Source organism: Kitasatospora sp. NPDC054939 (genome assembly GCF_053610105.1).
This window is the reverse complement of the sequence record NZ_JBSGXP010000069.1, coordinates 1-25,720: the sequence shown is the minus strand read 5'-3', so window position 1 is coordinate 25,720 and position 25,720 is coordinate 1. Positions and strand designations below refer to the sequence as shown.

23 protein-coding genes are annotated in these 25,720 nt (G+C 73.1%); 8 read left to right on the top strand and 15 right to left on the bottom strand.

Features of this window, described 5'->3' with window-relative positions:
• Positions 1-44: 44 nt before the first annotated feature.
• The 3 genes from rapZ to ACWGB8_RS20545 form a co-directional block, all read right to left on the bottom strand.
• Positions 45-920, bottom strand: a complete 876-nt coding sequence (gene rapZ / locus ACWGB8_RS20555) for an RNase adapter RapZ (RefSeq protein ID WP_452214969.1) — start codon at positions 918-920, stop codon at positions 45-47.
• A 154-nt stretch (positions 921-1,074) separates the two neighbouring features.
• A complete protein-coding gene (gene uvrC, locus ACWGB8_RS20550) occupies positions 1,075-3,288 on the bottom strand; it encodes an excinuclease ABC subunit UvrC (RefSeq protein WP_452214958.1) in 2,214 nt (737 codons plus the stop codon).
• Between the two features lie 60 nt (positions 3,289-3,348).
• A complete protein-coding gene (locus ACWGB8_RS20545; protein ID WP_452214957.1) occupies positions 3,349-4,359 on the bottom strand; it encodes an ArsR/SmtB family transcription factor in 1,011 nt (336 codons plus the stop codon).
• Positions 4,360-4,606: 247 nt separating this feature from the next.
• Here ACWGB8_RS20545 and ACWGB8_RS20540 point away from each other — a divergent pair, with 247 nt between their 5' ends.
• Positions 4,607-5,020, top strand: coding sequence for a hypothetical protein (locus tag ACWGB8_RS20540; RefSeq protein WP_452214956.1), 414 nt, complete (start codon positions 4,607-4,609; stop codon positions 5,018-5,020).
• Between the two features lie 48 nt (positions 5,021-5,068).
• Here ACWGB8_RS20540 and ACWGB8_RS20535 read toward each other — a convergent pair whose 3' ends face one another.
• The gene (locus tag ACWGB8_RS20535; protein ID WP_452214955.1) at positions 5,069-5,530 is read right to left on the bottom strand and encodes a Rieske (2Fe-2S) protein; all 462 of its coding nucleotides are present in this window, start codon (positions 5,528-5,530) and stop codon (positions 5,069-5,071) included.
• Between the two features lie 136 nt (positions 5,531-5,666).
• A complete protein-coding gene (uvrA, locus tag ACWGB8_RS20530; protein WP_452214954.1) occupies positions 5,667-8,570 on the bottom strand; it encodes an excinuclease ABC subunit UvrA in 2,904 nt (967 codons plus the stop codon).
• 295 nt (positions 8,571-8,865) lie between these two features.
• On the opposite strand from uvrA, the gene ACWGB8_RS20525 reads away from it, so the two are divergent.
• Both ACWGB8_RS20525 and ACWGB8_RS20520 read left to right on the top strand, forming a co-directional pair.
• Positions 8,866-9,651, top strand: coding sequence for a maleylpyruvate isomerase family mycothiol-dependent enzyme (locus ACWGB8_RS20525; RefSeq protein WP_452214953.1), 786 nt, complete (start codon positions 8,866-8,868; stop codon positions 9,649-9,651).
• Positions 9,652-9,717: 66 nt separating this feature from the next.
• On the top strand, positions 9,718-10,371 hold the full coding sequence (locus ACWGB8_RS20520) for an MBL fold metallo-hydrolase (protein ID WP_452214952.1): 654 nt from the start codon (positions 9,718-9,720) through the stop codon (positions 10,369-10,371).
• Between the two features lie 110 nt (positions 10,372-10,481).
• On the opposite strand, the gene ACWGB8_RS20515 is transcribed toward ACWGB8_RS20520, so the two are convergent.
• The 4 genes from ACWGB8_RS20515 to zapE form a co-directional block, all read right to left on the bottom strand.
• Positions 10,482-11,465, bottom strand: coding sequence for a TerC family protein (locus ACWGB8_RS20515; RefSeq protein WP_452214951.1), 984 nt, complete (start codon positions 11,463-11,465; stop codon positions 10,482-10,484).
• Positions 11,466-11,736: 271 nt separating this feature from the next.
• A complete protein-coding gene (locus ACWGB8_RS20510) occupies positions 11,737-12,318 on the bottom strand; it encodes a TerD family protein (protein ID WP_452214950.1) in 582 nt (193 codons plus the stop codon).
• A 313-nt stretch (positions 12,319-12,631) separates the two neighbouring features.
• Entirely contained in the window at positions 12,632-14,722 is a 2,091-nt protein-coding gene (uvrB, locus tag ACWGB8_RS20505; RefSeq protein ID WP_452214949.1) for an excinuclease ABC subunit UvrB, read from the bottom strand.
• A gap of 68 nt (positions 14,723-14,790) precedes the next feature.
• Positions 14,791-15,849 (bottom strand): cell division protein ZapE, encoded by a 1,059-nt coding sequence (gene zapE / locus ACWGB8_RS20500; RefSeq protein ID WP_452214948.1) that lies wholly within the window; start codon positions 15,847-15,849, stop codon positions 14,791-14,793.
• Between the two features lie 165 nt (positions 15,850-16,014).
• Here zapE and ACWGB8_RS20495 point away from each other — a divergent pair, with 165 nt between their 5' ends.
• From ACWGB8_RS20495 to msrB, 4 genes are all read left to right on the top strand, one after another.
• Complete coding sequence (locus ACWGB8_RS20495; RefSeq protein ID WP_452214947.1) at positions 16,015-16,791, top strand: pyrimidine reductase family protein; 777 nt, start codon at positions 16,015-16,017, stop codon at positions 16,789-16,791.
• A gap of 125 nt (positions 16,792-16,916) precedes the next feature.
• On the top strand, positions 16,917-17,378 hold the full coding sequence (locus ACWGB8_RS20490) for an indole-3-glycerol phosphate synthase (RefSeq protein ID WP_452214946.1): 462 nt from the start codon (positions 16,917-16,919) through the stop codon (positions 17,376-17,378).
• Between the two features lie 153 nt (positions 17,379-17,531).
• Positions 17,532-18,914, top strand: a complete 1,383-nt coding sequence (gene murC / locus ACWGB8_RS20485; protein WP_452214968.1) for a UDP-N-acetylmuramate--L-alanine ligase — start codon at positions 17,532-17,534, stop codon at positions 18,912-18,914.
• A 24-nt stretch (positions 18,915-18,938) separates the two neighbouring features.
• On the top strand, positions 18,939-19,349 hold the full coding sequence (msrB, locus tag ACWGB8_RS20480) for a peptide-methionine (R)-S-oxide reductase MsrB (RefSeq protein ID WP_452214945.1): 411 nt from the start codon (positions 18,939-18,941) through the stop codon (positions 19,347-19,349).
• Positions 19,350-19,418: 69 nt separating this feature from the next.
• On the opposite strand, the gene ACWGB8_RS20475 is transcribed toward msrB, so the two are convergent.
• From ACWGB8_RS20475 to ACWGB8_RS20450, 6 genes are read right to left on the bottom strand one after another with little or no spacing between them, the layout of a single operon-like run.
• Positions 19,419-20,723: a cytochrome P450 gene (locus tag ACWGB8_RS20475; protein ID WP_452214944.1), complete on the bottom strand. Its 1,305-nt coding sequence runs from the start codon at positions 20,721-20,723 to the stop codon at positions 19,419-19,421.
• Positions 20,720-21,337 carry a GTP-binding protein gene (locus tag ACWGB8_RS20470; RefSeq protein WP_452214943.1) on the bottom strand — a complete coding sequence of 206 codons (618 nt, stop codon included), beginning with the start codon at positions 21,335-21,337 and terminating at the stop codon, positions 20,720-20,722. The genes ACWGB8_RS20475 and ACWGB8_RS20470 overlap by 4 nt, the downstream gene beginning before the upstream one ends.
• Positions 21,315-21,668, bottom strand: a complete 354-nt coding sequence (locus tag ACWGB8_RS20465; RefSeq protein WP_452214942.1) for a DUF742 domain-containing protein — start codon at positions 21,666-21,668, stop codon at positions 21,315-21,317. Before ACWGB8_RS20465 ends, ACWGB8_RS20470 begins: the two co-directional genes overlap by 23 nt.
• Positions 21,665-22,096: a roadblock/LC7 domain-containing protein gene (locus tag ACWGB8_RS20460; RefSeq protein WP_452214941.1), complete on the bottom strand. Its 432-nt coding sequence runs from the start codon at positions 22,094-22,096 to the stop codon at positions 21,665-21,667. Before ACWGB8_RS20460 ends, ACWGB8_RS20465 begins: the two co-directional genes overlap by 4 nt.
• A 17-nt stretch (positions 22,097-22,113) precedes the next feature.
• Complete coding sequence (locus ACWGB8_RS20455) at positions 22,114-23,823, bottom strand: ATP-binding protein (RefSeq protein WP_452214940.1); 1,710 nt, start codon at positions 23,821-23,823, stop codon at positions 22,114-22,116.
• Positions 23,824-23,883: 60 nt separating this feature from the next.
• Positions 23,884-24,867, bottom strand: coding sequence for an MBL fold metallo-hydrolase (locus ACWGB8_RS20450; protein ID WP_452214939.1), 984 nt, complete (start codon positions 24,865-24,867; stop codon positions 23,884-23,886).
• Between the two features lie 222 nt (positions 24,868-25,089).
• On the opposite strand from ACWGB8_RS20450, the gene ACWGB8_RS20445 reads away from it, so the two are divergent.
• Positions 25,090-25,656, top strand: coding sequence for a hypothetical protein (locus ACWGB8_RS20445; protein WP_452214938.1), 567 nt, complete (start codon positions 25,090-25,092; stop codon positions 25,654-25,656).
• The last annotated feature ends 64 nt before the right edge of the window (positions 25,657-25,720 follow it).

Below are 25,720 nucleotides of genomic sequence, written 5' to 3'. Positions count from 1 at the left end.
CTGCCGCCGGCGCCTCCGCCGGCGGCCCGGCAAGGAGGTGGAGGCTACTCCCGTCCCATGTCGCGGTGGACGAGCACCGTTTCGACGCCGTCCGCGATGAGACGCTTCGTCAGGCGCTCGGACATCGCGACGCTGCGGTGCTTGCCACCGGTGCAGCCTACGGCAAGCGTCATGTACCGCTTCCCCTCGCGCCGGTACCCCTCGGTCACGATCCGCAGCAGCTCGGTGTACCCGTTGAGGAACTCGTTGGCCCCGGGCTGCTGGAACACGTAGTCGGCGACATCGCTGTCGGTGCCGGTACGGGCGCGCAGCTCGGGGACCCAGTGCGGGTTCGGCAGGAAGCGACAGTCCACCACAAGGTCGGCGTCGACCGGTAGCCCGTACTTGAAGCCGAAGGACATCACGGTGGCGCGCAGTGCCGGTTCGTCGTGGTCGGCGAACTGGGCGTCGAGCTTGGCGCGCAGCTGGTGCACGTTGAGGTTGGAGGTGTCGATCACCAGGTCGGCCTCGCCGCGCAGCTCGCGCAGCAGGTCGCGCTCCTGGGCGATGCCGTCGACGATCCGGCCGTCGGCCTGCAGCGGGTGCGGGCGGCGGACGCTCTCGAAGCGGCGCACCAGGGCGTCGTCCGAGCTGTCCAGGAAGACGACGCGCAGCCGGACGCCGCGCTTCTCCAGCTCGTCGAGCGAGGTCAGCAGGTCGTCGAAGAACTGCCGGCCGCGGACGTCGACCACGGCGCCGATCCGGGCGACGTTGCCCTGCGAGCGCGCGCCCAGGTCGACCATGGTCGGGATCAGGGCGGGCGGCAGGTTGTCCACCACGAACCAGCCCAGGTCCTCCAGGCACTTGGCCGCGGTGGAGCGGCCGGCGCCGGACATTCCGGAGATGATCACCAGCTCCGGGGCGTTCTCTCCGCCGGCCATCGGCCGGGCGGCGCCCCCTTCGTCGGACACGGTCACTTCGGTTCCCCGCTCTCGGTGGTTCTGCTGAGGAGAACGCGCGTGGGGCGGCCGGGCTTCCCCGACTCACTCGGCCGAGTGAGGACGGGGCGCGCCGGCTGACGGGCGGCGTCGGCCGTCATGGCGTCTCCTGGGGTGCTGCGGTCAGTGGCTGTACGGCGCCGGGCCGCCGGTCGGCGGTCGGCTGTCGGTCGCTGGGCTGGACTCGGTCGCTGGGCGGTGCGGCTCCGGTGGGCTCCTCGGTGGTCTCCCGGGCGGCGGGCGGCCGCTCGGGCCCCGGGGGCGGCACGGCACCCGGCACGGCGGCGGCCTCGACGGCGCCGTCGTCGATGATCTCCCCCGTGGCGGTGTTCACGGCCGGTGCCCCCGGTGTACGGGACGACAACGCCGCCGCAACAGTCTCCGCCGTCCGCCGCCCGATGCCGGGGACGGCGCAGAGCTCGTCGACGGTGGCCGCCCGCAGCCGCTTCAGCGAACCGAAGTGCTTGAGCAGCGCCCGGCGGCGAGTCTCGCCGAGGCCGGGGACGGAGTCCAGTTCCCCGGCGGTGAGTCGCTTGGAACGCTTGTTGCGCTGGTAGGAGATCGCGAAGCGGTGCGCCTCGTCGCGCACCCGCTGCAGCAGGTACAGGCCCTCGCTGCTGCGCGGCAGCACCACCGGGTCGTCCTCGCCGGGCAGCCAGACCTCCTCCAGCCGCTTGGCCAGGCCGCAGAGCGCCACGTCGTCGATGCCCAGCTCGTCCAGCGCCCGGCGGGCGGCGGCCACCTGCGGGGCGCCGCCGTCGACCACCAGCAGCTGCGGCGGGTAGGCGAAGCGGCGCGGCCGGCCGGTGTCCGGGTCGACCGGACCGAGCGGGCCCGTCCCGTCGGGGCCCCCGTCCCCGTCGGCGGCCTCGCCGGGCACGGGCTCCTCGGGCACCGCCCACTCGCCGGTCTGCTCGCGCTCCTGGAGGTAGCGGCGGAAGCGGCGGCCGATCACCTCGTGCATCGAGCGGACGTCGTCCTGCCCCTCGAAGCCCTTGATCTGGAAGCGCCGGTACTCGCTCTTGCGGGCCAGGCCGTCCTCGAAGACGACCATCGAGGCGACCACGTCGTCGCCCTGGAGGTGGGAGATGTCGAAGCACTCGATGCGCAGCGGCACCGAGTCCAGCTCCAGGGCGTCGGCGATCTCCTGCAGGGCCCGGCTGCGGGTGGTCAGGTCGGAGGCCCGCTTGGTCTTGTGCAGCGCCAGCGCCTGCTGGGCGTTGCGCTGCACGGTGGCCATGAGGTCCTTCTTGTCGCCGCGCTGGGGCACCCGCAGGTCGACCTGGGAGCCGCGCAGCCCGACGAGCCACTCGCGGACCGGTGCGGCCGGCTCGGGCAGTTCGGGGACCAGCACCTCGCGCGGCACGGACTCGGCGTCCCCGCCGTACAGCTGCTGCAGGGCGTGCTCGACCAGGGCGGCGGTGTCGACGTCCTCGACCTTGTCGGTGACCCAGCCGCGCTGGCCGCGCACCCGGCCGCCGCGGACGTGGAAGATCTGGACGGCGGCCTCCAGTTCGTCCTCGGCGAGGGCGAGCAGGTCGGCGTCGGTGGCGTCGGCGAGCACGATGGCGTTCTTCTCCATCGCGCGCTTGAGGGCGCCGATGTCGTCGCGCAGCCGGGCCGCCTTCTCGTACTCCATCTCGGCGGCGGCCTCCTGCATCTCCTGCTCCAGCCGGCGCAGGTGGTTGCCCGTCCGGCCGGCCATGAAGTCGCAGAACTCCTCGGCGAGTTCGCGGTGCTCCTCGGCGCTGACCCGGCCGACGCAGGGGGCGGCGCACTTGCCGATGTAGCCGAGCAGGCAGGGCCGGCCGACCTGTTGGGCGCGCTTGAACACGCCGTTGGAGCAGGTGCGGACGGGGAAGGCGCGCAGCAGCAGGTCGACCGTCTCGCGGATCGCCCAGGCGTGCCCGTACGGGCCGAAGTAGCGCACGCCCTTGCGGTGCGCCCCGCGCATCACCTGGACCCGCGGGAACTCCTCGTTGAGGGTGACCGCGAGTTCCGGATAGCTCTTGTCGTCCCGGTACTTGACGTTGAAACGGGGATCGAACTCCTTGATCCAGGAGTACTCCAGCTGGAGCGCCTCGACCTCGGTCGCGACGACCGTCCACTCGACCGAGGCGGCGGTGGTGACCATCGTCGCGGTGCGCGGGTGGAGGCCGGCGAGGTCCTGGAAGTACGAGGAGAGCCGGGGGCGCAGGCTCTTGGCCTTGCCGACGTATATGACCCGCCCGTGGGCGTCACGGAACTTGTAGACCCCGGGCGAGGTCGGAATCGCTCCCGGGGACGGTCGGTAGGTGGACGGGTCAGCCATGGGTCCACCGTACCGAGTCGGCGCGGCGTTCCGGAGGCCGGTTCGCCAGGGCACCGGACGCTAGCTTCCGGTGCCGTGGTTGAGCAGGTCGGCGCCGAGCGGGGTGATCGAGTGCAGCACCGCGCCGCCGCGCCGCCGGGTGGTGATCAGGTTGGCCTCGCGGAGCACCCCGGCGTGCTGGCTGGCCGCGGCGGGCGAGATGCCGATCCGGCGGGCGAGTTCGCCGGTGCTGCAGCCGTCGGCGACGGCGTCCAGGGCGGCGGCCCTGGTCCGGCCGAGCAGGGCGCCGAGCGGCTGCCGGCCGGTGCGGCCGTCGCCCCAGAGGGCGGCGCCGGCCAGCGGGTCGCCGACGGTGGGGAAGGCCAGGACGGGCGGGGCGGCCTCGTCCAGCAGGTCGGTCAGCAGTTCCACCCGGCCGGCCGGCAGGAAGACCATCGGCGCCAGCACCAGGCCGCGGCCGCCGAGGCGGACGTCCACGTCGCGGGGGAAGCGGACGCCGAGCACCGGGGAGCGCCAGCTCACCAGGCCGGGCGCGAGCGTCTCCAGGAGCCGTTCGACGCCGCCCTCCAGCACGGTGCGGGCGTGGTCGGCCCGGACGGCGTCGAGGTGGCCGCGGATGCGCTGCCAGTGCGGTTGGACGATGCCGCGGAAGCAGGCGTCGAGGGAGTCGGCGAGCACTCGGCGGGCCTCCTGGTCGCCGCCCGTCAGCGCGCGCAGCCAGGCGGGTTCGGCCCGGGGCAGGGCGACGTGCCCGAGCTCCAGGCGCAGCAGGGCGTCGGGGGCGGTCAGCAGGTGCTCGATGCCGGCCTCGATGGTGGTGCCGGTACCGGTGAGGGCCAGCAGGTCGAGCCCGGCGCCGGGCTCGGGCACCAGCGAGGCCAGCGGCCGCAGTTCGCGGGCCGGGCGGCCGGCGAGCTGCCCGCGCAGGCCCTGCCGCCAGGTCCGGAAGGCCGGTGGGACGTCGCGGCAGAGCAGCAGGTCCAGGGCGTGTCCGGCCTCGGTGGCCGCGCCGACGCCGGCGGCCATCCTGGTCCTGGCCAGGTCGTCCGCCGTGAAGTGGATCCGCAGCACCGATCGCCCCTCCCCTGAGCTCCCCCGCCCCGGACGGCAGTGTCGCCCGCCCGGGCGGGCGCCGTCCAGCAGCGGGTTTAAGCGGGGGCCGAAAGGTGTGGGGGCGATCGGCTCCGCGGCCTCAGGATGAACGCACGCCGACCGGCGGCGCGGCGGGTGGTCGCCCCCCACGGGGGTGGGGACGCCACCTTCCGGCCGGTGCCCACCGGCACGGCACCCTCCGGCACCGTACGAAGGAGCAGACCGCATGAGGAAAATCAGTACCGTCGTCGCCGGCGCGGCCGTGGCCGCCCTGGCCGCCCTGCTGCCGGCTCCCGCGCAGGCCGCGCCGTCCGCGGTGCTGGCGGACGGCCAGCTGCACGCCTACCTGGGGTTCAACCGGACCCAGCAGTGCGCGCAGTGGGAGGGCAACTCCACGAACTGGGGGCCCTGCTACGACAGGGCCAACTCGCTCTGGAACAACGGCTACGACAACGGCATCGGCGACGTCCTGGTGTACTGGGGCGCCGGCTACACCGGTGCGTACCGCTGCATCAACACGGGGGAGATCATCAACGACCTCTCCACCGTGACGTTCAACCGCGGCTCCGGCGGCGGGCGCGGGGAGACCCTGGAGCGCAACATCCGCTCCCACCGGTGGGTGTCCTCGTCCACCTGCTGACCTGGGCACCGGGGCCGCTGCCGAGGCGGCCCCGGTGGCGCGGGCGCGTCAGCTGGGGGTGACCTTGAGGCTGCCGTCCTCGACGGCGACCTGGTACTCGGGCAGCGGCTTGGTGGCCGGGCCGGCGACCCGGGCGCCGGTGGAGTAGTTGAAGTCGCTGCCGTGGCACGGGCACTTGATCAGCTGGTTCTCGACCTTGTCGACGACGCAGCCGGCGTGCGTGCAGACCGCGCTGAACGCCTCGTACTGGCCCTGGGTCGGCTGGGTGACGACGATCCGCTGCTCGCGGTAGATCCTGCCGCCGCCGACCGGGACGTCCGCCGCCGGGCCGACCACCACCGGGGGCTTGGGCGAGGCGGGCGGCTGGGAGGTGGTCGCGCCGGCGGAGGGCGCGTTCGAGGAGGCGCAGCCGGAGACCACGACCGCGCCGCCGCCGGCGGCGAGGACGGCTGCAGCGCCGCAGAGCACGGTGCGGCGGGAGGCGGCGGGACTCTCGTGGACCTCGGACATCGACGGTGCTCCTGGGGACGCGGTGGTCGTGCTGGGGCGTACGTGCACGGGGGCGTGCGAGGTTCGCCGCCCCTTCGGCCGAGAGTCTATGCGGGCGACCGGCCGCACCGGAGGGCGGTGCGGCCGGTCGGCGGAACTACTTCTTGGCGGCGGCCCGCTTGCGCGGGGCCTTCGCCGGGGCCACCGGAGCGTCGGCGAAGTCGCCGGGCAGGATGTCCCGCAGGAACTTGCCGGTGTGGCTCTCCGGGACGGCCGCGATCTCCTCGGGGGTGCCCTCGGCGACCACCGTGCCGCCGCCGGAGCCGCCCTCGGGGCCCATGTCGACGATCCAGTCGGCGGTCTTGATCACATCGAGGTTGTGCTCGATGACGATCACCGTGTTGCCCTTCTCCACCAGGCCGGAGAGCACCTTGATCAGCTTGCTGATGTCCTCGAAGTGCAGACCGGTGGTCGGCTCGTCGAGCACGTAGACCGTCCGGCCGGTGGAGCGCTTCTGCAGCTCGGAGGCGAGCTTGACGCGCTGCGCCTCGCCGCCGGAGAGGGTGGGCGCGGACTGGCCGAGGCGGACGTAGCCGAGGCCGACGTCGTTGAGCGTCTTGAGGTGCCGGGCGATCGCCGGGACGGCCTCGAAGAAGTGCAGCGCCTCCTCGATCGGCATGTTCAGCACCTCGGCGATGGACTTGCCCTTGTAGTGGACCTCCAGGGTCTCCCGGTTGTACCGGTCGCCGTGGCAGACCTCGCACGGGACGTAGACGTCCGGCAGGAAGTTCATCTCGATCTTGATGGTGCCGTCGCCGGAGCAGTTCTCGCAGCGCCCGCCCTTGACGTTGAAGGAGAAGCGGCCCGGCAGGTAGCCGCGCACCTTCGCCTCCTGGGTCTCCGCGAAGAGCCGGCGGACGTGGTCGAACACCCCGGTGTAGGTGGCCGGGTTGGACCGCGGGGTCCGGCCGATCGGCGACTGGTCGACGTGCACCACCTTGTCCACCTGGTCGGTGCCGGTGATCCGGGTGTGCCGGCCGGGCACGCTGCGGGCGCCGTTCAGCTCCCGGGCGAGGTGGGTGTAGAGGATGTCGTTGACCAGCGTGGACTTGCCGGAGCCGGAGACGCCGGTGATCGCCGTGAAGGTGCCCAGCGGGAAGGCGACCGTGACGTCCTTGAGGTTGTGCTCGCGGGCGCCGTGCACCGTCAGCTGGCGCTTGCGGTCCCGCGGGCGGCGGACGGCCGGGATGGGGATGGCGCGCTTGCCGGAGAGGTACTGGCCGGTCAGCGACTCCTTGTTGGCCAGCAGCTGCTTCAGCGAGCCGGAGTGCACCACCTTGCCGCCGTGCTCGCCGGCGCCGGGGCCGATGTCGACCACCCAGTCGGCCGTCTTGATGGTGTCCTCGTCGTGCTCGACGACGATCAGGGTGTTGCCGATGTCCCGGAGGCGGACCAGGGTCTCGATCAGGCGGTGGTTGTCCCGCTGGTGGAGGCCGATGGAGGGCTCGTCCAGCACGTACAGCACGCCGACCAGGCCGGAGCCGATCTGGGTGGCGAGCCGGATGCGCTGGGCCTCGCCGCCGGAGAGGGTGCCGGCCGCGCGGTCGAGCGAGAGGTAGTCCAGGCCGACGTCGACCAGGAACCGCAGCCGCTCGTTGACCTCCTTCAGCACCCGCTCGGCGATCTGCTTGTCGCGGGCGTTGAGCCGCATCGCGCCGAGGAACTCCGCGCAGTCGCTGATCGACATCGAGGAGACGTCGGCGATCGAGCGGCCCTCCACGGTGACCGCCAGCACGACCGGCTTGAGGCGGGTGCCCCGGCAGGTCGGGCAGGGCACCTCGCGCATGTACCCCTCGAAGCGCTCGCGGCTGCTGTCGCTCTCCGCCTCCTGGTGGCGCCGCTGGATGAACGGCACCGCGCCCTCGAAGCCCGTGGTGTACGAGCGGTCGCGGCCGTAGCGGTTGCGGTAGCGGACCTCGACCTGGTGCTTGTGCCCGTACAGCAGCGCCTTCTTGGCGCGGGCCGGCAGCCCGGCCCAGGGGATGTCGGTGCGGAAGCCCAGCTCGCCGGCGAGGGCGTCGATCAGCCGCTGGAAGTACTCCTTGGTGTGGCCGCCGGACCACGGGTGGATGGCGCCCTCGTCGAGCGAGCGCTCCTCGTCGGGGACGACCAGCTCCGGGTCGACCTCCATCCGGTTGCCCAGGCCGGAGCAGTCCGGGCAGGCGCCGAACGGCGAGTTGAAGGAGAACGAGCGCGGCTCCAGCTCCTCGAAGGAGACGTCGTCGTACGGGCAGTAGAGGTGCTCGGAGTACATCCGCTCGCGCTCCGGATCGCCCTCGGGGAGGTCGACGAAGTCGAGCACCACCATGCCGCTGCTGAGCCGCAGGGCCGTCTCCACCGAGTCCGTCAGGCGGCGCTTGGCGCTCTCCTTGACGGTCAGGCGGTCGACGACCACCTCGATGGTGTGCTTCTCCTGCTTCTTCAGCTTCGGCGGGTCGGTCAGCTGCACAGTGGCGCCGTCGACCCGGGCGCGGGCGTAGCCCTTGGACTGGAGGTCCGCGAAGAGGTCGACGAACTCGCCCTTGCGCTCGCGCACGACCGGGCTGAGCACCTGGAACCGGGTGCCCTCGGCGAGCTCCAGCACCTTGTCGACGACGGCCTGCGGCGACTGCTTGGCGATCGGCCGCTCGCAGTGCGGGCAGTGCGGCTTGCCGATCCGGGCGAACAGCAGGCGCAGGTAGTCGTACACCTCGGTGATGGTGCCGACGGTGGAGCGGGGGTTGCGGTTGGTGGACTTCTGGTCGATCGAGACGGCCGGGGAGAGGCCCTCGATGAAGTCCACGTCGGGCTTGTCCATTTGCCCCAGGAACTGGCGGGCGTACGAGGACAGCGACTCGACGTAGCGGCGCTGGCCCTCGGCGAAGATCGTGTCGAAGGCGAGCGAGGACTTGCCGGAGCCGGAGAGGCCCGTGAAGACGATGAGGGAGTCGCGGGGCAGGTCGAGCGAGACGTTCTTGAGATTGTGCTCGCGAGCACCGCGGACGATGAGGCGGTCGGCCACTGCTTCTGGCGCCTTTCTCCGGTGCGAGACGGCTTACGTGTGAGGTGCGTACTTCTTCCAGGATGCGGCAGCCAGCCTATAGCTCAGGCGTTCGATTCACGACTCTGTCCAGTGGAGGCCACCCGAACGAGTGACGACCGCCCCGACAGCCGTTCGGCGGGTTCGGAGAAACGCCCTGCTCAGCCACGGGATCGGCGGTAGCGTCGGGAGCGTCACCCATGTCAACGAGCGGCGGGCCGCCCGGGCAACGCCCTGCGGGCGGCCCGCCCGCCGACCGGAAGGCCGCCACCCCGCGATGCCCGAGCCCAGGACCCCCGCCGAGACCGCCGCCGCCGCCTCCGCGCTCGCCGCCGTGCGGCTGCGCGCCGTCGCCGAGGCCACCGAGCGCCTGCTGAACACCGTGGCCGAGCTGAAGCCCGAGGCCGTCACCGAACCCTCCGCCCTCCCCGGCTGGAGCCGCGGCCACGTCCTCGCCCACCTCGCCCGCAACGCCGACTCGCTGGTCAACCTGCTCGACAACGCCCGCACCGGCGGGGACGTCCCGCAGTACGCCAGCGCCGAGGCCCGCGACCGGGACATCGAGGCCGGCGCGCCCCGCCCGCTCGACGTCCAGCTGGACGACCTGCGGGAGTCCCACGGCCGCTACGCCTCGGCCGCCGCGCTGCTGACCCCGGAGCACTGGACCGCCGGGGTCCGCCACCGCTCCGGGTACGTCTTCGAGGCCTCCGAGATCCCCTGGAAGCGCCTCGCCGAGATCGAGTACCACCTGGTCGACCTCGACGCGGGCCGCACCCCGGCGCACTGGCCCGAGGACTTCGCGGTCGCCGAGTTCCGCCTGCTCGCTGCCCGGCTGGCCGGCGCCGAGGGCCTGCCCGCGGTCGAGCTGGTCGCCGACGACACCCCGGACCGCGGGCTGATCGGCGCCGCCGAGGGGCCCGCGCTGACCGTGACGGGCCCGGTCCGGGCCCTGACGGGCTGGCTCTCCGGCCGTTCCGACGGCGACGGCCTGCAGGTCCACCGGGGTGGCGTCCAGCTCGCCGACGGCCGCGCCGCCCTGCCCGCACTTCCCCCGATGGGCTGACCGCGCGACGATGATCACAGCAGAGCCGAGGCTCTCGGCAGACCCGACACCACGAGGAGCGGACGGATGACGTACCACGGAGCGGTGAAGGTCGGCGGACCGCCGGACGTGCGCGAGCTGGCCCACCTGATCGTCACCAAGGTGGCCGTCGGGCCGCACGACAACAACGCGTACCTGCTGCGCTGCCGGGCCACCGACGAGCAGCTGCTGATCGACGCCGCGGCCGAGGCCCCGGTGCTGCTGGAGACGGTCGGCGCGAGCCTCGCCACGGTGGTCACCACCCACCGCCACCAGGACCACTGGGGCGCCCTCGCCGAGGTGGTCGCCGCCACCGGCGCCCGCACCGCGGCCGGGCGGATCGACGCCGAGGCCGTCGGCGTCCCGACCGACCTGCTGCTGGACGACGGCGACACCGTACGGGTCGGCCGGGTCGAGCTGACCGTGCGGCACCTGGTCGGGCACACCCCGGGCGCGATCGTGCTGATCTACGACGACCCCCAGGGCCACCCGCACGTGTTCACCGGCGACTGCCTCTTCCCGGGCGGCGTCGGCAACACCTGGGGCGACCCGGCGGCCTTCGACAGCCTCTTCCGCGACGTCGGCGAGAAGATCTTCGACGCCCTGCCCGACGAGACCTGGGTCTACCCCGGCCACGGCAACGACACCACCCTCGGCGCCGAGCGCCCGAACCTCCCCGCCTGGCGCGCCCGCGGCTGGTGACCCCGCCGGGCCGTCCTCGGGGCCCGGAAGCGGCGAACGCCCGGCCGCAGGGCGCGGCCGGGCGTTCGGGTGTCCGAGGTGGACGGGTGTCCGGGGTGGACGGGTGCGGGTCAGGCGTCGATGCTGTCCGGCTCGGGCTGCTCGTCGGCCTGCTGCTTCTTGGCGGCCATCAGGCTGGTCACGGTGGTGACGGCGAGCACGACGACGATGAAGCCCAGCGAGAACGGGATGCCGATCTCGGGGACGTGCACCCCCTGCTCGTGCAGCGCGTGCAGGAACAGCTTCACGCCGATGAAGCCGAGGATCACCGACAGGCCGTACGAGAGGTGGACCAGCTTCTTCAGCAGGCCGCCGATCAGGAAGTACAGCTGGCGCAGGCCCATCAGGGCGAAGGCGTTGGCGGTGAAGACGATGTACGGGTCCTGGGTCAGGCCGAAGATCGCGGGGATCGAGTCCAGCGCGAACAGGACGTCCGTGGTGCCGATCGCCAGCATGACGATCAGCATCGGGGTCATCAGCCGGCGGCCGTTCTCCCGGATGAAGAGCTTGGTGCCGTGGTACTTGTCGGTCGACGGGAAGCGCTGCTCGATCGACTTGAGCAGGCGGTTCTCCTCGAACTCCTCGTCCTCCTCGTCACCCATCGCCTCCTTGACGAGCTTCCAGGCGGTCCAGATCAGGAAGGCGCCGAAGATGAAGAACACCCAGGAGAACTCGGACACCAGGGCCGCACCGCCGGCGATGAAGACCGCGCGCAGCACCAGGGCGATGATCACACCGAACATCAGCACGCGCTGCTGGTAGATCTTCGGCACCGCGAACTTGCTCATGATCAGGATGAACACGAACAGGTTGTCGACGCTGAGCGACTTCTCGGTGATGTACCCGGCGAAGAACTCACCGGCGGGCGTCGCGCCGGAGTGCCACCAGAGGAACCCGCCGAAGATGATCGCCAGTACGACCCAGACCGTGGTCCAGATACCGGCTTCCTTGATCGACACCTCGTGCGGCTTGCGGCCGCCGATGAAGAAGTCGGCCACGATCAGCGCCAACAGCACACCGATCGTGCCGACCCACATGTTTACGGAAACGTCCACTACTGCTCCTCCGGCAGGTAGGCGAGACAGTCATCGTCACTGCCGGAGGTCTCTTCCGCCCGTCGGGCCCGTTGACCGGGCCCGCGGACCAGTGCCCCGGGACGCCGCTCACTGGACGCCCGTGATGACGGGACAACTGCGGGGGAATACTCCCCTCCGCTCCCGTCGAGGATAACAGAACTCCCAAAAGAAGGTAAAGAAGGTAAAGAAGGCCCGCCCGGGGAGGCCGCTGGACCCCGCCGCCGCGCCGACGGAGGGCCCGCCCGCGGGCTCAGAGGAACGGGTCGATGGCCGGCAGCATGTCCTGGAAGGTCCGGGCCCGCGCCGGGGCGCCGATGGCCTGCATGCCCCAGCCGCCGCCCTCCTCGCGGAAGACCTTGGCCATGATCTGGCCGGTGTGCGGCCCTCCCCCGGCCAGCTCGTAGCGGGCGAGCTCGACGCCGGTGGTCTCGTCGATCAGCCGGCAGTGGGCGTTCTGCACCTCGGCGAAGGTCTGGCCGGTGTAGGAGCTGACGGTGAACACGATCTGGGTGATGTGCAGCGGGACGTGCACCAGGTCGACGACGATCGACTCGTCGTCCTCGCCCGCCCCGGCGCCGCCGACCAGGTTGTCCCCGGTGTGCCGGACGGAGCCGTCGTTGCTCTCCAGGTGCTGGAAGAAGACCACGTCGGACGGGGTCTTCTCGGCGTACAGCAGCGCGGAGGCGTCCAGGTCGATCTGCCGGGTCCGGCTGCCGAACAGGCCGCGCTTGGGCGCCGCCTTCCAGCCGAGCCCCATCCGCACGACGGTCAGCGACTCGCCCGAACCCTTCTGCAGGCTGACCCGCTGGCCCTTGGCCAGGTTCACCGACACAGGTGTCGTCCTCTCAGTACGGCCGCGCGATTCGGCCCCGCGACGGCTCCACGGCGGAACACACGGTGGTACACCCCGTTGCCGTCCCCCGGCTGAGGCCCCCCTGATGCCCTCGGCCCCCGGCGGGGCCGCATCCGCAGGCCAGCCTAGAGCCTGCGGTGCGGCGCATCCCTCGGCGCGTACCCCTTTGTGGCAAGGCTGAGACACCGCCGGGCTTGACCGGTACCGGGACCGGCCGTAGCCCGGCGGGCGCCCGGGCGGACCCCCGCACCGGGTGCCGGACGGCCCGCCCTGCCCCGGGCCCCTGTCCGGCCTACGCGAGACCCGCCTCGCGCATCTGCCGCAGCTCCCGCTTCAGCTCCTTGACCTCGTCGCGCAGCCGCGCCGCGATCTCGAACTGGAGGTCGGCCGCGGCGGCGTGCATCCGCTCGGTCATCGACTGGACCAGTTCGGCCAGCTCGGTGGCCGGCATGCTCGTGGCGGGCTTGCGGTCGGCGCCGAGGGCCGGCACCGGGGCCTTGCCCTTGCCGGTGCCGCGGTACCCGGTGGAGAGCAGCTGGTCGGTGTCGACGTCCTCGCGGGCGAGGGTGTCCAGGATGTCGCCGATCTTCTTGCGCAGGGGCTGCGGGTCGATCCCGTGCTCCTTGTTGTACGCCTGCTGGACGGCCCGGCGCCGGTTGGTCTCCTCGATGGCCAGCTCCATCGCCGGGGTCATCCGGTCGGCGTACATGTGCACCTGGCCGGAGACGTTGCGGGCGGCGCGGCCGATGGTCTGGATCAGCGAGGTGCCGGAGCGCAGGAAGCCCTCCTTGTCGGCGTCCAGGATGGCCACCAGGGAGACCTCGGGGAGGTCGAGGCCCTCGCGGAGCAGGTTGATGCCGACCAGCACGTCGTACTCGCCGGCCCGCAGCTCGCGCAGCAGCTCGACCCGGCGCAGGGTGTCGATGTCGCTGTGCAGGTACCGCACCCGGATGTCGAGGCCGATCATGTAGTCGGTGAGGTCCTCGGCCATCTTCTTGGTCAGCGTGGTGACGAGGACGCGCTCGTTCTTCTCGACCCGCTTGCGGACCTCGTGGACGAGGTCGTCGATCTGGCCCTCGGTGGGCTTGACGATCACCTCGGGGTCGATCAGGCCGGTCGGGCGGATGATCTGCTCGACCTGGCCGTCGCCGCGGGAGAGCTCGTACTTGCCCGGGGTCGCCGAGAGGTAGACGGTCTGGCCGATCCGCCCCAGGAACTCCTCCCACTTGAGCGGGCGGTTGTCCATCGCGGAGGGCAGCCGGAAGCCGTGCTCGACCAGGGTGCGCTTGCGCGAGGCGTCGCCCTCGTACATGGCGCCGATCTGCGGGACGGTGACGTGCGACTCGTCGATGACCAGGAGGAAGTCCTCCGGGAAGTAGTCGAGCAGGGTGTTCGGCGGGGAGCCGGGCTCGCGGCCGTCGAAGTGCATCGAGTAGTTCTCGACGCCGGAGCAGGTGCCGATCTGGCGGAGCATCTCGATGTCGTAGGTGGTGCGCATGCGCAGCCGCTGGGCCTCCAGCAGCTTGCCCTGCTTCTCCATCCGGGCGAGGGTCTCCTCCAGCTCCTTCTCGATGCCGTTGACCGCGCGCTCCATGCGCTCGGGGCCGGCCACGTAGTGGGAGGCGGGGAAGACGTGGACCGAGTCGTCCTGGCTGATGATCTCGCCGGTGAGCGGGTGCAGGGTGTACAGCGCCTCGATCTCGTCGCCGAACATCTCGATCCGGACGGCGAGCTCCTCGTAGACCGGGAAGATCTCGATCGTGTCGCCGCGGACCCGGAAGGTGCCGCGGGTGAAGGCGAGGTCGTTGCGGGTGTACTGGATGTCGACGAAGCGGCGCAGCAGGGCGTCGCGGTCGACCTCCTCGCCGACCTTGAGCCGCACCATGCGGTCGACGTACTCCTGCGGGGTGCCGAGGCCGTAGATGCAGGAGACGGAGGCGACCACGATCACGTCGCGGCGGGTGAGCAGCGAGTTGGTCGCGGAGTGGCGCAGCCGTTCGACCTCCTCGTTGATCGAGGAGTCCTTCTCGATGTAGGTGTCCGTCTGCGGGACGTACGCCTCGGGCTGGTAGTAGTCGTAGTACGAGACGAAGTACTCGACCGCGTTGTTCGGCAGCAGCTCGCGGAACTCGTTGGCCAGCTGGGCGGCCAGCGTCTTGTTCGGCGCCATCACCAGGGTGGGGCGCTGCAGCTTCTCGATCATCCAGGCCGTGGTGGCCGACTTGCCGGTGCCGGTGGCGCCGAGCAGGACGACGTCCTTCTCACCGCCCCGGACGCGGCGCTCCAGCTCGGCGATGGCCGCGGGCTGGTCGCCGTTCGGCTGGTAGGGGCTGACGACCTCGAAGGGCGCCACTGACCGCTCAATACTCGTGATGGGTCGCACGCCTCCACCGTACGACCCGGCACCGACAGCGCGTGGCCCGTTCGGGTACCCCGCCGCCGCCCTGGGGCCTACTTGGCGCTGTCCCGGGCGAGGGCGACCAGGCGGGAGATCGCGCGCAGGTACTTCTTGCGGTAGCCGCCGCGCAGCATCTCCTCGGGGAAGACCCGGTCGAAGGGGATGCCGGAGGCGGTGACCGGCAGCTCGCGGTCGTACATCCGGTCGGCGAGGACGACCAGGCGCAGCGCGGTGGACTGGTCCTCGACCTGCTGGACGCCGCGCAGGCAGACCGCGGTGACGTCGTCGAGCATGGCGCCGTAGCGGCTGGGGTGGACGGCGGAGAGGTGGCCGAGGAGGGCGCCGAAGTCGTCCAGCGAGGCGCCGGGGGTGCGGGCCGCGGCGGCGTCGACCTGCTCGTCGGTGTACGGCGGCGGGGCGTCCGGCAGGCCGCGGTGGCGGTAGTCCTGGCCGTCGATGCGCAGCGGCTGGAAGTGCGCGGAGAGGCCCTGGATCTCGCGGAGGAAGTCGGCGGCGGCGAAGCGGCCCTCGCCGAGCTTCTCGGGCAGGGTGTTGGAGGTGGCGCAGAGCTTGACGCCGTTGTCGACGAGGCGGCCGAGCAGGGTGGAGACCAGGACGGTGTCGCCGGGGTCGTCGAGTTCGAACTCGTCGATGCAGAGCAGGGTGTGCCCGGAGAGGGTCCGGACGGCCTGCTGGAAGCCGAGCGCGCCGACCAGGTTGGTCAGCTCGACGAAGGTGCCGAAGGCCTTGGGGCCGGGGGCGGCGTGCCAGAGCGAGGCGAGCAGGTGGGTCTTGCCGACGCCGTAGCCGCCGTCGAGGTAGACGCCGGCCGGGCCGGTGGGGGCGGGGGCGGCGCGGCGGAACCAGCTGCGCTTGGGCGCGGAACCGTTTCCGCGGCCGAGCGTGCCGGAGAACTGCTCCAGGACGTACACGGCGTCGGACTGGCTGGGCCGGCTCGCGTCCGGGATGTACGTCCCGAAGCTGACGTCGGAGAAGCGCGGCGGCGGGACCATCTCGGCGACCAGGCGCTCGGGGGCGACGACCGGGGTGCGCTCGGAGAGCGCGACGGGGGCGGTGGTCGCTATGGAGTCGGGGCGTGGGGCTGCGGACACGGTAGTAGAGGGTACGCCTGCCGGGGCCCGGTCCGGAGCGGGCCCCGGCACGGCCGCCGGGAGGGGGCGGAACGGGCGCCGGGCGGGCCGCCGGAACGGGTGCCGGACCGGGTGCCGGGGCCGGTGGGATGCGCCCGGTCGGGGCGCCGGTGGAACACTGGGGGCATGCAGCAGTTGATCGGCCCGCTGGACGGGCTTCCCGGCGATCCGGCCTCGTTGGAGTCGCTGGCGGCCGTGTACGCGTACCCCGACCAGGTGAATCGGGGGCTCCCCTGGCTGCGGGCGAACATGGTGGCCGGGCTGGACGGCGGGGCGCGGCTGGACGGCCTGTCGGAGGGTCTGTCGGGGGACGCCGACAAGCGGATCTTCGGGGTGCTGCGGGCCCTGGCGGACGTGGTGCTGGTGGGCGCGGAGACGGTCCGCGCCGAGGGGTACCGGCCGGCCCGGCCACGCGCGGAGTTCGCGGCGGCCCGGGCGGCGGCGGGGCAGGCCCCGGTGCCGGTGATCGCGGTGGTGACGCGTTCGCTGGGGCTGGACCTGGCGGCGCCGCTGTTCACCGAGCCGCTGGTCAGGACGGTGGTGGTCACCACCGACGACACGCCGGAGGAGAGCCGGGCCGCGGTGGCCGAGGTGGCGGACGTGATCGTGGCCGGCACCGGGTCGGTGGACCTGCGGGCGGCGGTGGGGGCGCTGGCGGAGCGCGGCTGGACCAGGATGCTGACCGAGGGCGGCCCCCGGCTGCTGGGCCAGTTGGCGGCCGCGGGGCTGCTGGACGAGCTGTGCCTGTCGGTGGCGCCGCTGCTCACGGGCGGCGACGCGCCGAGGATCATCCACGATGCGGAAATGCCGGACGTACAGCGGATGCGGCTGGTCTCATTGATCGAGCAGAAAGGATTCCTCTTCACCCGCTACCTGCGACCGCCAGTCCCGTCCGGACCGTGATCCCGTCCCGGCCGCACCGTCGTCGGCGTGGCCGGAGTGCCGTGCGGGCGGCGTGCGGAAAGCTTCCGCCGGGCAGTATGGGATCCGAAGCCGGGCCCGGGGGCCGGCCATTGGAAGGGACGCACGTGTTCAAGACGGTACTGATGATCGAGAAGGCGCTGTCCGACGCCGATGTGGAGCTGGTCACCACCCTCCACAGCGAGGAGAAGGTCTCCTTCGTCGTCCTGATGCAGCCGCGCGGCCGGCAGGACGAGCTGCTCCGGGCGCTGGACGACGTCGCCCTCGGCCACCTGGACAAGGTGGTGCACGAGCACGACGAGTCCGAGAAGGGGCCCACCGTGGCGGCCGAGTCGCTCGACCACAGCCTGCGCCACCTGCGCGAGGCCGGGGCCGAGGCGGTCGGCGAGCTGGTCGAGCAGAAGCCGCTGGACCGGCTGCGGTCGGTCGTCGAGGAGCACAGCGCGGACGAGGTGGTGGTGCTCACCTCCCCGCACTTCGTGGAGGAGTTCTTCCACCGCGACTGGGCCTCCCAGGCCCGGCACAAGGTCGGCGTCCCGGTGCTGCGGCTGTTCGCCAGCGACTCCTGACCGCCCCGCCCACCCGTCCTCGGGCATGAGGGCCCGGCCCCGCCCGTGGTGCAGAATCGTCCTTGCGGTCCGTCCGCGAGGACGATTCGCACGTTCCACCCCCGCCTTCCCCCGCCTGTACGGAGCCCCGCTTTGAACGACGCCGCGCACGACCTGCACGCCCCGCACTTCATCGGCATCGGCGGCGCCGGCATGTCCGGCCTGGCGAAGATCCTCGCGGTGCGCGGCGCCCGGGTCTCCGGAAGCGACTCCAAGGAGTCGGAGACCGTCCTCGCGCTGCGCGAGCTCGGCGCGCTGGTGCACATCGGCCACGCCGCCGAGCACGTGCCGGACGGCACCAGCAGCATCGTCGTCTCCAGCGCCATCCGCGCCGACAACCCGGAGCTGGCCACGGCCCGCGAGCGCGGCATCCCGGTGGTGCACCGCTCCGACGCACTGGCCGCGCTGATGGGCGGGCGCCGGGCGCTCGCCGTGGCCGGCACCCACGGCAAGACCACCACCACCAGCATGCTGGCCGTCGCCCTCGGCGAGCTGGGCCTGGACCCCTCGTACGCGATCGGCGGCGACCTCGACGCGCCCGGCTCCAACGCCCGCCACGGCGCCGGCGAGATCTTCGTCGCCGAGGCCGACGAGAGCGACCGCAGCTTCCACAAGTACGCGCCCGAGGTGGCGATCGTGCTGAACGTGGAGCTCGACCACCACGCCAACTACGCCTCGATCGACGAGATCCACGAGTCCTTCGAGACCTTCGCCGGGCGGATCGTGCCGGGCGGCACCCTGGTGGTCTCCGCGGACCACGGCGGCGCCCGCGAGTTCACCGCCCGGGTGGCCGGCCGGGACGGCCTGAACGTGGTCACCGTCGGCGCCGCCGAGGACGCCCACGTACGGGTGCTGTCGGTCGTCCCGCGCGGCATGACCAGCGAGGTCACCGTCCTGCTGGACGGCGCCGAGCTGGCCTTCACCGTCTCGGTGCCCGGCCGGCACTACGCCCACAACGCGGTGGCCGCGCTGGCCGCCGGCGTGGCGCTGGGCGTGCCCGCCGCGGACCTCGCCAAGGCGCTCGGCGCGTACACCGGCGTCCGCCGCCGGCTGCAGCTCAAGGGCGAGGCCGGCGGGGTGCAGGTGATCGACTCGTACGCCCACCACCCGACCGAGATGGCCGCCGACCTGGAGGCGATCCGGGAGGCGACCGCGGGCCGGGTGCTGGTGGTCTTCCAGCCGCACCTGTTCAGCCGCACCCAGCAGCTCGCCGAGGAGATGGGCGCCGCGCTGGCGCTGGCCGACGCCTCCGTGGTGCTCGACATCTACCCGGCCCGCGAGGACCCGATCCCCGGCGTCACCAGCGGCCTGATCGTCGACGCGGCCGAGCGGGCCGGGGCCGAGGTGCTGGCCGAGCACGACTTCGCCGCCGCCCCCGCCGTGCTGGCCGGCCTGGCCCGCCCGGGCGATCTGCTGCTCACCATGGGCGCGGGCGACGTCACCAACCTGGGCCCGGAAATCCTGAAGCACCTCGCGAGCGTTGCCACCAACGTCTGAGCCGTCCGCGCCCCTGGAGCGACCATGAGCTACGAGATCGAGAAGACCGACGCCGAGTGGCGCGCCGAGCTGAGCCCCGAGGAGTACCACGTCCTGCGCGAGGCCGGCACCGAGCGCCCGTTCACCGGCGCGTACACCGACACCAGGACGGTCGGCGTGTACTCCTGCCGGGCGTGCGGATCGGAGCTCTTCAGCTCGGAGACCAAGTTCGACAGCCACTGCGGATGGCCGTCGTACTACGCGCCGCTGGCGGGGGACCGGGTCGAGTACATCGAGGACACCTCGCTCGGCATGCGCCGGGTGGAGGTGCGCTGCGCGCGCTGCGGGGGCCACCTCGGGCACGTCTTCGAGGGCGAGGGCTACGGCACGCCGACCGACCAGCGGTACTGCATCAACAGCGTCTCGCTGACGCTGCGGCCGGCCGACGGCGGCTGAGCCGCGCGGCGGCGGCGCACCGCGGGCCCGGGAGCAGTCGCTCCCGGGCCCGCGGTCGTCGGGCGGGTGTCAGCGCTCCGCGGGGGCGGCCGGGGCCACCGGGGCGAAGTGCACCGGGAGGCGGACCAGCGCGCGGTGGAACGGGCCGGGGCGCCAGAGCAGCTCGGCGGCCGGGGTGGCGAGCGCCAGGTCGGTGAGCCGGCTGGTGAGCTGCTCGATGGCGGTGATCGCGATCAGCAGCGCGGGGTCCCGGGCCGGGCAGGCGTGCGGTCCGGCGGCCCAGGCCAGGTGGGCGCTCTCGCCGCTGTGCAACTGGGCGGCCTCCGGGTCGGGTGCGGCCTGCGAGTTGGCGGCGGCGTAGGAGACCAGCACCAGTTGGCCGGCCTTCAGCTCCCGGCCGTGGAAGGCGAGGTCGTAGCGCGGGTAGTGGGCGGAGAGGTTGGCCATCGGCGGCTCGTGCCAGAGCACCTCGTCGATCGCCTGGTAGGCCGTCATGGCGCCGCCGAACAGCGAGCCCGCGTACCGGGCGTCGGTGAGCAGGCGCAGCAGGGCGTTGGCGATCAGGTTGGTGGTGGGCTCGTGCCCGGCGATCATGGTGAGGGTGATCTGCCGGACCACCTCGTCGTTGTCCAGCCCGGCCGGGTGGGTGAGGAACCACGAGGTGAGGTCGTGCCGGGGGCGCTCGCGCCGGTCGGCGACCATCGCGGTGACCACCTGGACGAGGTCCCCGTACGCGGCGGCGGCCTTCTCGGTGGACTCCATCATCCCGGCGATGCCGGCGACCAGCCGGGCACTGTGCTCCTCCGGCACGCCGAACCAGGTGGTGAGGACGAAGGCCGGCAGCTGCCGGGCGTACTCGGCGACCAGGTCGGCGCTGCCGGCGCCCTCGAAGCGGTCGATCAGCCCGTGCGCGACCTCGGCGACCCGGCGCTGCAGCACGTGCGGTTCGAGCAGGGCCAGCCCGTCGGTGATGACCTGGCGGTAGCGGGCGTGCACCTCGCCGTCGCTGAACAGCGCGGTGGGCCGGTAGCCGAGGACGGCCAGCACCGGGGAGGTCGGCGGGACGGTCTGCTGCCAGGCGCGGGAGTCCTTGGAGAAGGTGTCGGTGTCGCGCAGCAGGTCCAGGGCGGCCTGGTAGTCGACGACCAGCAGCGCCTCGACGCCCGGGAGGAGCTCGACCGGGGCGAGCGCCCCGTGCTGCTTGCGCAGCCGTTCGTAGGTCCGCGCGGGGTCGGCGGCGAACACCGGCCCGTAGATCGGCGTCGGGCGGCTCTCGGCGGCCGGAGCGGGCTGGGCGGCCTCGGCGGCGGTGGGGGCAGCGGCGGGCGCCCCGGTGGCGGCCGGGGCCGGGGTGTCGGCGGGGCCGGGGGTCATGACTGCTCCTGGGAGGTCGGCAGGCCGCGCAGGACGTGCTCGGCGAGCGTGATCAACGCGTCGAGGCCGGCGCCGCGCTCGCGGGCGTCGCAGAGCAGCAGCGGGGTGTCGGGGTGCAGGTCGAGGTGGGCCCGCAGGACGGCGACGGTGTGGACGGGCGCGTCGGGGAAGCAGTTGACGGCCACCGCGTACGGCAGGCCCTGCTCCTCCACCATGTCCATGATCTCGAAGGAGTCGCCGAGCCGCCGGGTGTCGACCAGGACGAGCGCGCCGAGGGCGCCGCGTGCGATGTCCTGCCAGAGCGGGAAGAAGCGCCGCTGCCCGGGGGTGCCGAACAGGTAGAGCACCACGTCGCCGGGCAGGGTGAGCCGGCCGAAGTCGACGGCGACCGTGGTGGTGGTCTTGTCGGGCAGGCCCGCGTTGTCGTCGACGGGGGCGGCGGCCTCGGTCATCGCCTCCTCGGTGTGCAGGGTGGCGATCTCGGAGAGCGTCTTGATCAGCGTGGTCTTGCCGACCCCGAACGGCCCGGCCACCACCAGTTTCATCAGGGTCTGGTCCGGATCGGGCAGGTAGCCGACGCGGCTGCCCTGATCAGCGGAGAGCACGGAGTCCAACGAGGAGCCTCTCGACGATGGCGCGGTCGGTCTGCTGGGCGGCGGGGATGGGGCTGCGGGCCTGTAACGAGCCCGCGTCGACCAGGTCCGCGGCGAGGAAGGTGGTGGCGCTGACCGGCAGCCCGAGGTGGGCGGCGGCCTCCACCACGGTCAGGGCCCCCGGCCGCAGCAGCTCCCAGAGCCTCCGGTGCTCGGCGCCCAGGCCGGTCGGGGCGTCGGGGCCTGCGGCGTACAGCACGGTGAGCCGGTCGAAGGTGTCCTTGCTGGGCCGGCTGCGTCCGCCGGTGGCCAGGTAGGCGGGCACCATCCGCCGGCGCGGGACGCCGCTCATGACCGGGCGGTGGCGCTGTCCTGCTGCCGGGCGGGGGAGGCCAGCGCGCGGGCCAGGGCGTCGACCTGGAGCTGCATCTGGTAGGCCACGTTCCCGAGTTGGGCCTCGGGGGTGGTGAAGACGGCGAGCGAGGTGTTCTCCCCCGCCGGGACGACGATGGCGAAGCCGAGGTCGGACTCGACGACGGTCTGCGACAGCCTCGGCTGCTCGCTGTCGGTGAAGGCGCCGGTGAACGCCCGGGCGGCGGCGTGCACGGTGGCCGTCATGGCGGCGACCCGCTCGGCGGAGGCCCGGCCGAGGCCCGCGGAGGCGCCCTCCACGAGTCCGTCGCCGGTGGCGATGACCGCGTGCAGCACCCCCGGCAGCTCCAGCAGCGGGGTCAGCACCCACGAGATCTCGTCGGTGACGGTACGGCTGCGCGTGCTCACTGCTCTGCTCCTTCGGGTCATGCGGGATCTGCTGCGGTCGCCCCGGCGCGGGGCTGCCCGGTCGGGTCCGGGTCGGCCGGGGCCGGGTCGGCCGGGGCCGGGTCGGCCGGGGCCGGGTCGGCCGGGGCCGGGGTGGACGGGACCGGGGTGGCCTGGTCCGGCGCGGCCGGGTCGTCGGGGCCGGTCCGGGCGTGCTGGTCGGCCTCCGCGACGGCGGCCCGGCCGGAGCCGGTGCCCTGCTGCAGGGCCTGCCAGCGCGCCGCCGCCTGCTCGGGCGTGCGCTCGGGCAACCGGTCGGGCGTGCGCTCGGACAAGCCCCCGGCGGGCTGCGGGCCCGCAGCGGGGGCGGGGCCGGCCACGGGGTGCTCCGCCTCGGCCCGCAGCGGCTGCCGGCGGCGCCTGCTGGGCAGCCCGCTGCCGTCGGCCACCGGGGACGGCGCCTGCGCCGGAACGGACGCCGCGGGCGCCGCGGGCGGTCCGGGGCGGTCGGCCCGCGCCGCCGGGAGCGCCGCGGCCTCCGCGGTGCCCGGGGGACGCAGCGGCAGCGGGGTGAGCACCGACAGCGGCTGCTCCTCGTCGACGACGGTGAGCAGCGCCGCCGGGATCCGCACGATCGTCCGCATGCCGCCGTACGGGGAGGGCTCGATGTGGCAGGCGAAGCCGTACTGGCGGGCGAGCTTGCCGACGACCGCGAAGCCGGTCTTCGGCGGGTTGCCGAGTTCGGTCAGCAGCACCTCGGTGGGGCCGGCGAGCAGGCGGCGGGCCCGGCGCAGCTGGTCCTCCTCCATGCCGATGCCGCTGTCGTCGACGATGACGAGGGCGCTGCGCCCGCCCTGCTGGATCGTCACCGGCACCTCGGTCTCCGGGTGGGAGTAGGCGGTGGCGTTGGCGAGCAGTTCGGCGACGGTGACGGCGATCGGTTCGGCGGCCCGGGCGGTGACGGCGAGGCGGTTCTCGCGCAGGTGGTTGGCGACCTTGATGCGGGCGTAGCCGGGCACCCGGGAGAGTGCGCCGACGACGACCTCGGCGAGCGGGGAGTCGCTGCGGGCGAGGCCGGGCCAGGCTTCGCAGAGCACCGCGATGGTCTGGATCCGGCGCAGGGCGACCTCGTTGCGGAAGTCGGCCTCCAGCAGCCGGGGGTCGTCGTGCTCGTGCTGGAGCTGCTGGAGGAGGCTCTGCAGCTGGTAGAGCAGGGTCTGGATGCGGGAGGTGGCGCCGCGCATGGCGGCCCGGGCGGCGGCGTCGACGCGTTCGCGTTCGTCGGTGACGGCGGTGGCGCAGGCGTCGAGGACGGCCTGCAGGGCGTGGACGGCGTCGGGGCCGATCGCGGCGTCGTCGAGCGGGCCGGCGAGCGGGGCGTTGGGGTGGCCGAGGCGCAGCGCGGTGGCGGGGACGCGTTCGCGGGCGAGGTGGGTGATCTCGGCGAGCAGGGCCTGGGTGTGCTCCTCGGCGGCGCGGGTGCGCTGGTCGGCGAAGCGGGTGAGGCCCTCGGCGCGGCGGGTCTCGTCCTCGGCGCCGCGGGCGCGTTCCTCGGCCCGGTCGGCGCGCTGCTCGGCCTCGCGGACGCGTTCGTACGCCTCGCGGGTCTGCTCTTCGGCGCGGGTCCGTTCGGCCTCGGCCTGGTGTGCGCGGGCGGTGGCGTGCCGGCGGGCGCGGGCCGTGACCGCGGCGGCGGCGAGTGCGGCGACGGCGACCACCGCCAGGGCGGCGAGCGCGATCTGCGTCATCGGGGTCCTCGTTCGGGCTGGGCCTGGGGGCCGGGGGTCGGTCGGCGGGGCGGCGGCGGGTCAGCGGGCCGCGTCGCCCTCCAATTCCCGGGCGACCAGGGCGACCTGGGACATCGCGGTGAGGACGTCGGGTGCCTCGGAGCCGTCGAGGTGCCGGTACTCGGCGGCGATGGTGAGCACCAGCCGCTCGGGCAGGGCGAGTTCGGGGTGGCGCTGCTCGGCGATGACGCGGCGGGCGGCGTCCAGGGCGGGGAGTCCGGCCCGGTGCAGGGCGTGGGCGCGCTCGCGGACGTAGTCGAGGTAGCCGATGTGGGCGTGGACGCCGATCCGGTCGAGGACCGGGCCGTGGCCGGGGACGATGATCTCGGCGCCGGTGGCGAGGATGCGCTCGCAGGCGTCGATGATGTTCGCGAGCGGCCCGGCCCAGTGCACGGGGTGGTCGCCGGGCTGTTCGGGCGTGGTGCCGAAGATGACGTCGCCGGCGAAGACGGTGCGCTGGTGCGGCAGGTGGACGATCAGGTCGCCGCCGGTGTGTGCGGCGGCCAGCCCGGTGATCTGCACGGGGTGGTCGCCGACCTTGATCTCCAGTTCGCCGGTGAACACCGTGCCGGGGTGCACGGGTTCGGTGGCGGACCAGTCGAACTGGCCGAAGTGGCGCTTGAGGTAGCCGCCGAGCGGGGAGGCGGGGTCGCTGCCGGCGACGAGGGCGTGCTGCTGCTTGGGCGTGGGCTCGTAGTGGATGTGGTCGAGCGCCTCGCGGGTGGCGATGATCTCGGCGTCGGGCAGGACGCCGGCGCCCCAGAGGTGGTCGCCGTTGGCGTGGGTGACGATCACGCGGTCGACGTCGACGCCGTCGGCCAGCCGCTTGCGGCTCTCGGTGAGGAACTCGGCGGCGAGTGAGGGGTCGTACGGCGTGTCGATCCAGAGCGCGGTCCTCGGGGAGGTCAGCAGCCCGCAGTTGGCGAGGCCCCAGCCCCGCTTGGGGGGCAGCCAGACCCAGAGGTCCTCGGCAATCGCGCTCACGTTCGCACGGTTGATCGTCATGCGCGCGATTATGCCGACGATATGTCAGGGGCGGAGCAAAACCGGTGCGATTGCGGGCAGTTCCCGCCAGGAGAGTCCGGGAGTGTCCGGAAACGCACCCTCCGGGGCAGGACGGCTCGTCTCACATGATGGACAGAGCATGTCGGCACGTGACACCTGGACAGGTGTTCGGGTCTTTTCGGGCATGATGGCATCTTTTGGATCCGATACGGGGAAAGTGCGATGAAGCGAACGATCACGGGGACGGCCATCGGGGTGCTCACCGGCGCCCTGCTGCTGACGGGCTGCGGTACCACGGTGGCACCGTCCGCCGCCCCCGCGGCCGGCGGCGCCGCCACGGCGACCGAAACCACCCCGCTGACGCCCGAGGAGGCGCTGCGGAAGGCCGAGCGGGACCACGACAAGAAGTTCCCGGACGTCGCCCAGCTGGCCTGCGCCTCGGCGACCGGGACCCCGGCCGCGAACAAGGCATCCCAGGACACCAAGGAGATGACGGCGGCGGCGCAGTGCCGCGGCCAGGCCCACACCGCGCGGATCACCGCCGCGCTCAAGGCCCGGGCCGGCTCGAAGCCCTACACCGAGGCCGAGGTGCGCTCGGTGCTGGACTCGCTGGGCTACACCCCGCAGGACGGCGCGGTGTACGCGGTGTCCAACGGTGTCGTCGCCTTCGACATCTTCGTCCCGGGCACCGGTCCCTGCGTGACCGGCCAGGTCGGCGCGGCGACCAGCGTGTCCATGCACGGGGTGTACCCGGGGGCCGGCTGCCGGGGCTCGCGCGGCGGCAAGTAGCACCGCGCACCACAGGCCGGTGGGCCGGGAGTCGGACGTCCGACTCCCGGCCCACCGGCCTGTG